Origin of the sequence: Candidatus Allofournierella excrementavium (assembly GCF_048526665.1) — a bacterium.
In the GTDB taxonomy this organism is placed as follows: domain Bacteria; phylum Bacillota; class Clostridia; order Oscillospirales; family Ruminococcaceae; genus Allofournierella_A; species Allofournierella_A excrementavium.
The window spans coordinates 1-10,482 of record NZ_DBGFPE010000010.1; the positions used below are offsets into that span (position 1 = coordinate 1).

Below are 10,482 nucleotides of genomic sequence, written 5' to 3' on the forward strand. Positions count from 1 at the left end.
TCGGTCCCAAGGGTTCGGCTGTTCGCCGATTAAAGTGGTACGCGAGCTGGGTTCAGAACGTCGTGAGACAGTTCGGTCCCTATCTGTCGTGGGCGCAGGATATTTGAGGAGCGCTGTCCCTAGTACGAGAGGACCGGGATGGACGCACCGCTGGTGCACCAGTTGTCACGCCAGTGGCACAGCTGGGCAGCTAAGTGCGGAAAGGATAAACGCTGAAAGCATCTAAGCGTGAAGCCACCTCCAAGATAAGATATCCCACAGCGTAAGCTGGTAAGACCCCTCAAGGACTATGAGGTTGATAGGCTGCATGTGTAAGTGTTGTGAGACATTGAGCTTGGCAGTACTAATAGGTCGAGGGCTTGACCATGCGAATGGTTCAAGGGTAAATGTGTGTTTAACACGCGATGTTTTTTTCGGTTGCCTCTCTTCTCCTTTGTTCAGTTTTCAGGGCGCAAAAAGCCTTGACAAAGCGGCGTTGATGTGAGAAAATATCGGCGTCAAAAGGTACACAATGATAAAGAAACAGGATGAGCACCATTAGCTCAGTTGGTAGAGCACCTGACTCTTAATCAGGGTGTCCACGGTTCGAGCCCGTGATGGTGTACCAAGCGTGGCCCGTTGGTCAAGTGGCCTAAGACTCCGGCCTCTCACGCCGGCAACAGCGGTTCGAATCCGCTACGGGTCACCAAAAACGCTTAAAGCGGCGGAAACGCTGTTTTAATAGAGATCTGTGTGAAGAGCACAGAGCAGAAGTCGGTGCTAATGACGGTGAGGGTCCACCCGTTCCCATCCCGAACACGGTAGTTAAGCTCACTGGTGCCGAAAATACTTGGCGGGTGACCGCCCGGGAAGATAGGACAGTGCCGACACAAAGAACCCGGTTCGGTTCGCATGGCAACATGTGAACCGAAACCGGTTTCCACATTCCGCAACATGTATCATTGTGGATGAAGTGGGAAAGATATTTTCCGAGCTCTTTTATATTCCTCCTTAGCTCAGCCGGTAGAGCATGCGGCTGTTAACCGCAGGGTCGTTGGTTCGAGCCCAACAGGGGGAGCCAAACAAGAGCACGTCAAACGACGTGCTCTTTTCTTTTGCCTGTGCGGGTTTGCGGCCTTTTCCCCGGCGGTGGGCGGGACGGGGCGAGGGTGCCCCAAAAGGGCCGGCGGGGTCCGCTGCAAGTCAAAATGCAGGTCAAAATGCAGGTCAAATGCGGGGCGGGACGAACTGCGCCCGCCCCGAAAAAGCCTGCCCCGGAAAAGCCCCGCCACCGCAAAAAAGCAGCGCCCCGGCCAAACGGCCGGGGCGCTGCCCCTATGCTGTGAAAAAATCAGTCTTCCCGGTTGCCGAACTCGCTCAGGCGCAGGTCGGGGTTGTGCTCCTCGGCCCAGGTGATGGCCCAGGGGGAGGTGAACAGCAGCAGCTTGTTTCCCTTCAGGTCCTCGATGCGGCGGGTGTCGCTGGTCAGGTCCAGGTTTTTGGGGTCCAGGTCCTCGTTCTCGATCCAGCGGATGTGCTCGTAGGGCAGGTTCTGCATGCGGATGTCCACGTTGTACTCGTTTTTCAGCCGGTACTCCAGCACCTCGAACTGCAAAACGCCCACAACGCCCACGATGACCTCCTCCATGCCGCCGCCCAGCTCCCGGAAGATCTGGATGGCGCCCTCCTGGGCCACCTGCTCCATGCCCTTCACGAACTGCTTGCGCTTCATGGTGTCCACCTGGGTCACCCGGGCGAAGTGCTCGGGGGCGAAGGTGGGGATGCCCGCGTAGCGGATGGGCTCCTTGCCGGTGCACAGGGTGTCGCCGATGGAGAAGATGCCCGGGTCGAACAGGCCGATGATGTCGCCGGCGTAGGCCTCGTCCACGGTGGCCCGGTCCTGGGCCATCAGCTGGGTGGACTGGGCCAGCTTTATCTTCTTGCCCTGCTGCACATGGGTCACTTCCATGCCCCGCTCAAAGCGGCCGGAGCAGATGCGCATGAAGGCGATGCGGTCCCGGTGGGCCTTGTTCATGTTGGCCTGGATCTTGAAGATGAAGCCGGAGAAGGTGTCCTGCGCAGGCTCCACCGGCACGCCGCCGCTGGTGCGGGGCAGGGGAGAGGGGGCCAGCCGCAGGAATTCTTTCAGGAAAGGCTCCACGCCGAAGTTGGTCAGCGCCGAACCGAAGAACACGGGGCTGAGGTTGCCGGTGTTCACCGCGTCCATGTCAAAATCGTAGCTGGCGCCGTCCAGCAGCTCGATGTCCTCGCTGAGCTTCTCGTGCAGCGGGGCGGTGAGCAGCTCGTCCAGCCGGGGGTCGCCCAGCTCGGCTTCGATTTTATCGAGAATTTTCACGCCGTTGGCCTTGCCGTCGCTCTGGAAGGCCAGGATGTGGCGGCTGTCACGGTCGAACACGCCCTTGAACTCCTTGCCGCAGCCGATGGGCCAGTTCATGGGGTAGGTGCGGATGCCCAGGATGTTCTCGATCTCCTCCATCAGGTCAAAGGGGTCCCGGGCCTCCCGGTCCATCTTGTTGATGAAGGTGAAGATGGGGATGTGGCGCAAAGTGCACACCTTGAACAGCTTGATGGTCTGGGCCTCAACGCCCTTGGCCGCGTCCAGCACCATCACCGCCGCGTCGGCGGCCATCAGGGTGCGGTAGGTGTCTTCGGAAAAGTCCTGGTGGCCGGGGGTGTCCAGAATGTTCACGCACTTGCCGTCGTATTCAAACTGCAGCACGCTGCTGGTGACGGAGATGCCGCGCTGCTTTTCGATCTCCATCCAGTCGCTCACCGCGTGGCGGGCGCTCTGCTTGCCCTTCACGCTGCCCGCCTGCTGGATGGCCCCGCCGTAGAGCAGCAGCTTCTCGGTGAGGGTGGTCTTGCCGGCGTCCGGGTGGCTGATGATGGCAAAGGTGCGCCTGCGCGCGATCTCCTGCCGCAGATCGGCCATAGCTTCTTCCTCCTCTGATTTTGCGCGGGGCCGCGGGGCCCCGGTGGGTTTCTTTTTAAAAAGTCACAACATTCTAATTCTACCCGTTCAAAGCCCGCTTGGCAAGGGGAATGGGGCATTTTTGCTCACTTTTTCAGCACGAAACAGGGCAGAGGCGCGGTGGGCGCCCAGTTGGCGAAGCGGCAGGCCAGCACCGTGTATTTCGTCAGGGGCAGGGCGGCGAAAAACTCCTCCACCGCTTTTCTTTCGCCGTCGCCGTTGGGGCCGCCGCTGTAAAGGCAGGCCGCCAGCACGCCGCCGGGCTTCAAAATGTCCAGCGCCGCCTTGAGGGCCGGCAGGCTGCTGGCCGGGGTGGTGAAGAGGGCGTGGTCCGCCCCCGGCAGATAGCCGAAGTTGAACACCACGCAGTCGGCGCTGGCCGGCTGGGCAAACTCCGCCAGCCGGGCGTGGTCCGCCTGCACCACCCGGGCGATGGAGCCGAAGCCCTCTTTTTCCAGCCGGGCGCGGGTGGCCTCCACCGCCTTTTGCTGCACGTCCAGCGCCAGCACCTTCCCCGACGGCCCCGCCAGCTTGCAGAGAAAGGCGGTGTCGTGGCCGTTGCCGCAGGTGGCGTCGATGAAAAAGCCCCCGGGCGCAAGGCGGGAGGCCAGAAACTCGTGGGTCAGGCTCACGGCGCTGGGGTCCGGCGCGCGGCGGCGCAGCCAGACCTTCCCGGCGGGCGCGAAGCCGAACTTTTTCAAAAGGGCCGCCGCGGCCTCGCTTTCCGGGGGCGGGGCGGCGTGCAGGCTGGCGGTGGAAAAGCCCCCGGTGGCGTGCAGGGCCTGTTTGAGCAGATAGCTGCCGTAGCCCTTGCCCCGCCAGCCCTCGTCGATGGAGAGCTCATCCAGCTCCACCCGGCCGGAAGCGGTGCGCAGGCGGCAAAGGCCCACCGGCTGCTGCTCTTTATAAAGGGTGAGGGCAAGGTGCTCCCCCTCCCGGTGCTCGTCGATGCGCATGGGCGGCCTCCTTTTCGCGGAACGGTTGCGGGATGCCCCGTTTTGTGGTAGCATATCCACATACCTTATCCGCGCGATATTCCTATTATAGCGCGAAATATGGGGATTTCACAATTCTTTCACCCCGGCTTTGAAGGTTTTTCACGATTGGCCGATATACTATGGTCAGAACGATCACAGAGGGCTTTTTTGAGGGCGTATCCGCCCCGGCCCGCTGTTTACCCGAAAGGATGAATTTTTATGGAAAACAAATGGGAATATGATTACTCCGGTCTCTATCAGAACGGATACAACCCCGCGCCCCCCACGGGGAGCGGCCCTTCCGGGCAGATGCCCGGCGACGGCGGCATGCCCGGTGCGCCCATGGGCGGCGGCGAGCCTCCCCGCAAGAAGCGGGGCATCGGCAAAAAGGTGCTGGCAGGTGTGCTGGCCCTGGTGCTGGTGGCGGCGGTCAGCTTCGGCGGCGGCTTCGCCGGCTATCTGGTGGCCAGCAAAAACGGCGGCCAGACGGTGATGTATCAGGCGGCCTCCGGCGGCAGCGCCACCTCCACCTCCTCCACCGGCGGCAGCCTGTCCGACGTGGCCAGCGCGGTGACCCCCAGCGTTGTGGTGGTCACCACCGAGCAGATCGTCACCGACAACTACTTCTGGGGCGGCCAGCAGGTGCTCAGCGGCGCCGGCAGCGGCGTCATCCTCACCACCGACGGCTACATCGTCACCAACTACCACGTGGTGGAAGGCGCCCAGCAGGTCACCGTGACTTTGCACGACGACTCCACCTACACCGCCACCGTGGTGGGCAGCGACCAGCAGAGCGACATCGCCCTGCTGAAGATCGACGCCACCGGCCTGACCCCGGCGGTGCTGGGCGATTCCGACAATGTGCAGGTGGGCGAAGTGGTCATCGCCGTGGGCAACCCCATGGGCACCCTGGGCGGCACCGTCACCGACGGCATCGTCTCCGCTCTGAACCGTGACATCTCGGTGGAAGGCAACCAGATGACCCTGATGCAGACCAGCGCGGCCATCAGCCCGGGCAACTCCGGCGGCGGCCTGTTCAACACCAACGGTGAACTGATCGGCATCGTCAACGCCAAATACTCCGACGAGGACGCCGAGGGCCTGGGCTTCGCCATCCCGGTGAACACCATGAAGACCGTCGTGCAGGACCTGCTGGAGAACGGCTACGTCACCGGCCGTCCCGCACTGGGCATCACCGTCATCACCGTGGGCGACGTGCAGACCGCCATGCAGTACGGCGTGAGCAGCCTGGGCGTCTACGTGAACAGCGTGGATGAGGGCTCCGGCGCCGAGGCCGCCGGCATGAAGGCGGGCGACCGCATCGTGAGCATCGGCACCCAGCTGGTGGAGAGCACCGACGACGTGACCAACGCCCTCAAGAGCTACAATGTGGGCGACGTGGTGGAGGTCCAGGTGGACCGCGGCCGCGAGCTCATCACCCTGCAGGTCACCCTGGGCGAAAAGACCGGCGCGTGACACAGTTGAATAAACCCAAGGCCCCGACCCTTTGTGGTCGGGGCCTTTTTCTTTGGGCAGGGCGGCGAAAAGTGGGCGAGGCGCTGAACAAGGTTTGTGCAATAAATATAAAAAGCATATATTTTCAAAAATATGCTTGCTTTTTCGATATTTATGCATTATTATACATTCATACAATTTTTCAGGCGGCGGGCGAAAGTGCCTTGATAAGCCGCGAAAGGGGAGCTCTGCATGCGACGACGAAGCGGAAAGGATGAAAGTTTATAAATTTGCTTCACCCGGGCCGCCCCGCGGCCCCGACCAAGAAATGAGGTTTTGTCATGCATTGCAAAAAGTTGATCGGCGCTTTGTGCGCCGGGCTGATGGCGCTGTCCGCCGTGGGCTGCGCCGCGTCGCCCTCCTCTTCCGCCCCCGCCGCTTCCGCTGATAACATGAGCGCCGGGGCCGGCTCCGGCTTTACCGTCAGCGTCAAGGTGCCCGACGATTTCGAGGGCGAACTGAACGGCCGCTGCCTTGTGGCCTTCGCCACCGACACCAGCGAGGCCCAGCCCTATGAGCAGATCGACCTCTACGGCGTGCCGGTGTTCGGCAAGACGGTCTACGGCCTCAAGGCCGGCGACACCATCGAGTTCACCGTGGCCGACGACGAGATCATCGGCTTCCCCTTTGAGCTGGAAGAGCTGCCCGCCCAGGAGTTCTCGGTGCAGGCCTTCTTCATCACCTACACCAAGTTCGAGCGCAGCAACGGCTCCACCATCTGGGGCATGGCCGACCAGGGCGGCGGCGGCGACTTCCTCTCCAACCCCGGCAACTATTACAGCGACGTGCAGACCGCCCAGGTGGACGTGACCAGCGACCAGACCATCAGCCTGACCCTGAGCGAGATGATCCCCATGCCCGAACTGGAGGAGGGCCAGGTGGCCCAGCAGGGCAACTATGAGGACACCGAGCAGGTGAAGTACGTCAAGATCAAGAGCGAGCTGCTCAGCGAGTTCTGGGGCCAGGACATCTACATCGGCGCCAACGTGCTGCTGCCTCATAACTACGACTCCGAAAAGGCCTATCCCACCCTCTACTACCAGGGCCACTTCCCCGGCGGCAGCGCGCCCTTGAGCTACGGCACCAACGAGGAGTTCACCACCTGGTGGGACAGCGGCGAAGCGCCTCAGATGGTGGTCATCACCTTCCGTGACGCGAACATGTATTACGACACCTCCTACTCCGTGAACAGCGAGAACCTGGGCCCCTGGGGCGACGCCATCCAGCAGGAGCTCATCCCCTATCTGGAAGAGACCTTCAACCTCATCCCCGAGTCCTGGGCGCGTCTGTTGTCCGGCGGCTCCACCGGCGGCTGGGAGAGCCTGGCCATGCAGGTGTTCAACCCCGACTTCTACGGCGGCACCTGGAGCCTGTGCCCCGACTCCGTCACCTTTGAGCACTATCAGGTGGTCAACCTCTACGAGGACGACAACGCCTACTACACCGACAACGGCTGGTACAAGGTGGCCCGTCCCGGCAGCGTTGCGCTGGACGGCAACATCAAGTACGCCATGAAGGACGAGAACCTCTACGAGGCCGCGGTGGGCGGCCTGCAGTGCCAGAGCCTGGGCCAGTGGGCCATCTGGGAAGCGGTCTACGGCCCCATGGGCGAGGACGGCTACCCCGAGCGCGTCTATGACCCCCTCACCGGCGACATCAACAAGGACGTGGTGGAGTACTGGGGCGAGCACTATGACCTGACCAAGTACCTGCAGGAGAACTGGTCCGAGATCGGCGAGCAGCTGGTGGGCAAGATCCACATCCGCGGCGGCGACATGGACGCCTACTACCTCAACCAGGCCCAGTACGTCCTGGGCGACTGGCTGGAGACCACCACCGACCCCTACTACGACGGTTACAGCATCACCTTCCCCCGCACCGGCCACAGCGGCAACATCACCAACCAGGAGCTGCTGACCGAGATGGCCGAGCACATGGAGAAGTACGGCCCGTCCAACGTGGACGACATCCTCTACGGCTGATTTTTCCCCCAAAAGCAAGCGGACAAAAAACATCCCCGGCACGGTTCGTGCCGGGGATGTTTTTATACAGAATGGAATATGATTTTGGGATAATACTGAAATGAGGGGAAAATCAGCGGTCCCAGCCCTCGAAATCCTTGAGGTACACCGCGGCGCTGCGGCTCATTTCCCGGGAAAAACCGCTCTCGTACTTGCGGGCGGCGAAGGCACGCACCCAGGTGTCGAAGTCGAAGGAGGGCTTTTCGTCCGCGGCGGCCCGGGCGGTGAGGGCGGCCCGGTGCTCTTCGGGGGTGCGGTCGGCGTAGGTGTTCTCGCACACCACATACTCCGCAGGCAGGCGGGCGGGCTTGCGCCGGGCCTTCTGCTGGTCGGTGGGGCGGCCGAACACCACCATGGCGGCGGGCACCACGGCGGGGGGCAGGGCCAGCGCCTCCCGCATTTCCTCGCACTGCTCAATGACGTCCCCGATGTAGCAGCTGCCGATGCCGAGGCTCTTGGCGGCGGTCACGGCGTTCTGGGCGGCGATGCAGGCATCGGCCGCGGCCAGCAGCAGGTCGCCGGGGCCGGGGTCCCGGGGCGAAAGGCCCGCCGCCCGGTAGCACTGCTCCCAGCGGCGGCAGTCCGCCAGAAACACCAGCACCAGCGGCGCGGCGGCGATGAAGGGCTGGTGGTCGCACAGGTCCGCCAGCCGCTCCTTCAGCGGCTGGTCGGTCACGTCGATGATGGTGTAGAGCTGCTGGCAGCCCGCGGTGGGCGCGTCGAAGGCGGCCTGCAGGATGGCCTGTTTCTCCTCGGCGGTCACCGGCTCGCCGGTGTAGACCCGCACGCTCTTGCGCGATGCCAGCTGACGCAGAACTTCGTTCATGGGTATCCCTCCTTGCTGCTCTCATTATAAGGCGGCGGCATGCCGCGGGTCAACGGGGAGAAGGGGAGGGGCCCCGGCGGATTTTCCGCCGGGGCCCCTCCCTTGTTTCGTCAAAAAATGCAGCACAGCCAGCAGTATCATTGCTTCGCCGGGAATGAAAAAACTATTTTTCCCAGTCGATAAGGAACAGTTCATTGGGGGTGCAGTCCAACAGTTGGCAAAGGGTTTCGATGCGCTCCAGCTTGATGGAGGAGGTCTCATTATTGACCATGCGGCTGAAGTTCTGGTAACTCATGCCCAGTTGCTTGTAGAGCCAGTATTTTGTTTTGCCCTTCTTTTCCAGCAGGGGAAGGATGTTCAATGTCACCATGGCGCTTTGCCTCACACAAACAGCGCCTCATAGGGCACGCCCAGAGTATCCCGCAGGGCCCGCAGTTCGTCCGGGTAGATGTGCCGCTGGCCCACCTCTATTTTTGCCAGGGCGCTGCGGGTCACGTCGCACCCACGCACCTGCAGCTGTGCGGCCAGCTGCTCCTGGGAAAGGCCTTTTTTCATGCGCAGGGCCCGGATGTTCTGCCCCAGCGCCCGCTCGTATTCTGCGTTCACCGACAACACCTCCCGCACTTGTATTGGTGCAGTATGTGTTGATTTTAGGAGGACTAAAGAATAAAATTGCACTTATATAGGTGCAACTGCGGAAGGAGCGAGCGAAATGGAGAAAAACATGAAAGAAAAAACCTGCTGTTTCACCGGCCACCGGGCCATCCCGGCCCGGGCGCTGCCGGCGCTGGCGAAAGAATTGGAACAAACGCTGCGGCGGCTCATCGGCGAAGGGGTGCGCTATTTCGGTGCGGGCGGGGCGCTGGGGTTCGACACCCTGGCCGCCGAGACGGTGCTGCGGCTGAAAGGGGAATACCCCGGCGTGCGGCTCATCCTGGTGCTGCCCTGCCGGGACCAGACCCGTGGCTGGAAAGAAGCGGACGTGCGCCGCTATCGGGAAATTCTGAGCCGGGCAGACAAGGTGGTCTACACCGCCGAACACTATTCCTCCGGCTGCATGCACCGGCGCAACCGCCATCTGGTGGACAACAGCTCCGTCTGCGTGGCCTACTGCACCCGCCAGACAGGGGGCAGCGCCTACACGGCACAGTATGCCCGGCAGCGGGGGCTGCGGCTGGTGATGCTGGGGGAGGAGAGGCAGGCCCCCCTTGCGCCGGCGGCCCATCTTCCTTATAATGAGGGGGAAAGAACCGCCCCGCGGGGCGGCCCGAAAAGGAGACAGCCATGAAACTCATCAGCTGGAACGTGAACGGCCTGCGGGCTGTTTTGAAAAAGGATTTTGCCGCCTCCTTCGCGGCGCTGGACGCCGACGTGTTCTGCGTGCAGGAGACCAAATGCCAGCCCGGCGAGGCGGATTTTGCCCCCGAGGGCTACACTTCGTATTTTTACAGCGCCGAGAAAAAGGGCTATTCCGGCACCGCCTGCTGGAGCCGGGTGGAGCCCCTCTCGGTGAGCTACGGCATCGGCGTGGAGGAGCACAGCCACGAGGGCCGGGCCATCACGCTGGAATTCGAGAATTTCTATCTTGTGAACGTCTATGTGCCCAACGCCCAGGAGGGCCTTGCCCGCATCGACTATCGCATGCGCTGGGAGGACGACCTGCGGGCCTACCTGCTGGCGCTGGACGCCAAAAAGCCGGTGGTGCTCTGCGGCGACCTGAACGTGGCGCACAACGAGATCGACCTGAAAAACCCCGGCCCCAACCGGGGCAACGCGGGCTTCTCCGACCAGGAGCGCGCCAAGATGACCGAGCTGCTGGCGGCGGGCTTTGCCGACACCTTCCGAGAGAAGTACCCCGACCTCACCGGGGCTTACAGCTGGTGGAGCTACCGCTTCAACGCCCGCAAGAACAACGCGGGATGGCGCATCGATTACTTCATCGTCAGCCGCCGCGTGATGGACAAGGTCAAGACCGCCGCCATTCACCCCGAGGTCTTCGGCTCCGACCACTGCCCCGTGGAACTGGACATCGATCTGTAAAAATCCCGAAAAGCCTTGGCTTAACAGTGATAAGGAACTAATTTACTTATCAACTGTTAGCTGACGGTTTCCGGGGTGCATACGGACAAATCCCGTCTGATTTCTAACAGGAAGTCAGACGGGATTTTCGCT

General features: G+C 62.1%; 9 protein-coding genes, 3 tRNA genes and 2 rRNA genes. 9 read left to right on the top strand and 5 right to left on the bottom strand.

Going from position 1 to position 10,482, the window contains the following annotated elements; all coding sequences use genetic code 11:
• The 5 genes from ACMI1Q_RS03335 to ACMI1Q_RS03355 form a co-directional block, all read left to right on the top strand.
• Nucleotides 1-367, top strand: a 23S ribosomal RNA gene (locus tag ACMI1Q_RS03335); the annotation flags it as partial.
• Nucleotides 368-531: 164 nt separating this feature from the next.
• Nucleotides 532-607: transfer RNA gene (locus ACMI1Q_RS03340), tRNA-Lys, on the top strand.
• Between the two features lie 5 nt (nt 608-612).
• Nucleotides 613-688 (top strand) — tRNA-Glu (locus ACMI1Q_RS03345).
• A 64-nt stretch (nt 689-752) separates the two neighbouring features.
• Nucleotides 753-869, top strand: a 5S ribosomal RNA gene (gene rrf / locus ACMI1Q_RS03350).
• Between the two features lie 115 nt (nt 870-984).
• Nucleotides 985-1,060, top strand: a tRNA-Asn gene (locus tag ACMI1Q_RS03355).
• 270 nt (nt 1,061-1,330) lie between these two features.
• On the opposite strand, the gene ACMI1Q_RS03360 is transcribed toward ACMI1Q_RS03355, so the two are convergent.
• Nucleotides 1,331-2,932: a peptide chain release factor 3 gene (locus ACMI1Q_RS03360; protein WP_419502806.1), complete on the bottom strand. Its 1,602-nt coding sequence runs from the start codon at nt 2,930-2,932 to the stop codon at nt 1,331-1,333.
• 125 nt (nt 2,933-3,057) lie between these two features.
• Nucleotides 3,058-3,927: a bifunctional GNAT family N-acetyltransferase/class I SAM-dependent methyltransferase gene (locus ACMI1Q_RS03365; RefSeq protein ID WP_419502807.1), complete on the bottom strand. Its 870-nt coding sequence runs from the start codon at nt 3,925-3,927 to the stop codon at nt 3,058-3,060.
• A gap of 240 nt (nt 3,928-4,167) precedes the next feature.
• On the opposite strand from ACMI1Q_RS03365, the gene ACMI1Q_RS03370 reads away from it, so the two are divergent.
• Together ACMI1Q_RS03370 and ACMI1Q_RS03375 are read left to right on the top strand one after the other, a co-directional pair.
• Nucleotides 4,168-5,424, top strand: a complete 1,257-nt coding sequence (locus tag ACMI1Q_RS03370) for a S1C family serine protease (RefSeq protein ID WP_419502808.1) — start codon at nt 4,168-4,170, stop codon at nt 5,422-5,424.
• 320 nt (nt 5,425-5,744) lie between these two features.
• Nucleotides 5,745-7,445 carry an alpha/beta hydrolase-fold protein gene (locus ACMI1Q_RS03375; protein WP_419502809.1) on the top strand — a complete coding sequence of 567 codons (1,701 nt, stop codon included), beginning with the start codon at nt 5,745-5,747 and terminating at the stop codon, nt 7,443-7,445.
• A gap of 112 nt (nt 7,446-7,557) precedes the next feature.
• Here the strand turns inward: ACMI1Q_RS03375 and ACMI1Q_RS03380 are convergent, their stop codons facing one another.
• The 3 genes from ACMI1Q_RS03380 to ACMI1Q_RS03390 all read right to left on the bottom strand — a co-directional run bounded on the left by ACMI1Q_RS03380 (nt 7,558) and on the right by ACMI1Q_RS03390 (nt 8,916).
• Nucleotides 7,558-8,310: a nitroreductase family protein gene (locus tag ACMI1Q_RS03380; protein WP_419502810.1), complete on the bottom strand. Its 753-nt coding sequence runs from the start codon at nt 8,308-8,310 to the stop codon at nt 7,558-7,560.
• Nucleotides 8,311-8,473: 163 nt separating this feature from the next.
• Nucleotides 8,474-8,680, bottom strand: coding sequence for a helix-turn-helix domain-containing protein (locus ACMI1Q_RS03385; protein WP_177522155.1), 207 nt, complete (start codon nt 8,678-8,680; stop codon nt 8,474-8,476).
• 11 nt (nt 8,681-8,691) lie between these two features.
• A complete protein-coding gene (locus tag ACMI1Q_RS03390; RefSeq protein WP_177522156.1) occupies nt 8,692-8,916 on the bottom strand; it encodes a helix-turn-helix domain-containing protein in 225 nt (74 codons plus the stop codon).
• 118 nt (nt 8,917-9,034) lie between these two features.
• Between ACMI1Q_RS03390 and ACMI1Q_RS03395 the strand changes: the two genes are divergently transcribed.
• Together ACMI1Q_RS03395 and ACMI1Q_RS03400 are read left to right on the top strand one after the other, a co-directional pair.
• A complete protein-coding gene (locus tag ACMI1Q_RS03395) occupies nt 9,035-9,598 on the top strand; it encodes an SLOG family protein (RefSeq protein WP_330058551.1) in 564 nt (187 codons plus the stop codon).
• Entirely contained in the window at nt 9,595-10,350 is a 756-nt protein-coding gene (locus tag ACMI1Q_RS03400; RefSeq protein WP_419502811.1) for an exodeoxyribonuclease III, read from the top strand. Before ACMI1Q_RS03395 ends, ACMI1Q_RS03400 begins: the two co-directional genes overlap by 4 nt.
• Nucleotides 10,351-10,482 lie beyond the last annotated feature (132 nt).

Bases quoted from the DNA above. Each gene is read 5' to 3' on its own strand.
- ACMI1Q_RS03380 (WP_419502810.1), bottom strand. From the start codon at position 8,310: ATGAACGAAGTTCTGCGTCAGCTGGCATCGCGCAAGAGCGTGCGGGTC.
- ACMI1Q_RS03365 (WP_419502807.1), bottom strand. From the start codon at position 3,927: ATGCGCATCGACGAGCACCGGGAGGGGGAGCACCTTGCCCTCACCCTT.
- ACMI1Q_RS03385 (WP_177522155.1), bottom strand. From the start codon at position 8,680: ATGGTGACATTGAACATCCTTCCCCTGCTGGAAAAGAAGGGCAAAACA.
- ACMI1Q_RS03395 (WP_330058551.1), top strand. From the start codon at position 9,035: ATGAAAGAAAAAACCTGCTGTTTCACCGGCCACCGGGCCATCCCGGCC.
- ACMI1Q_RS03400 (WP_419502811.1), top strand. From the start codon at position 9,595: ATGAAACTCATCAGCTGGAACGTGAACGGCCTGCGGGCTGTTTTGAAA.
- ACMI1Q_RS03370 (WP_419502808.1), top strand. From the start codon at position 4,168: ATGGAAAACAAATGGGAATATGATTACTCCGGTCTCTATCAGAACGGA.
- ACMI1Q_RS03375 (WP_419502809.1), top strand. From the start codon at position 5,745: ATGCATTGCAAAAAGTTGATCGGCGCTTTGTGCGCCGGGCTGATGGCG.
- ACMI1Q_RS03360 (WP_419502806.1), bottom strand. From the start codon at position 2,932: ATGGCCGATCTGCGGCAGGAGATCGCGCGCAGGCGCACCTTTGCCATC.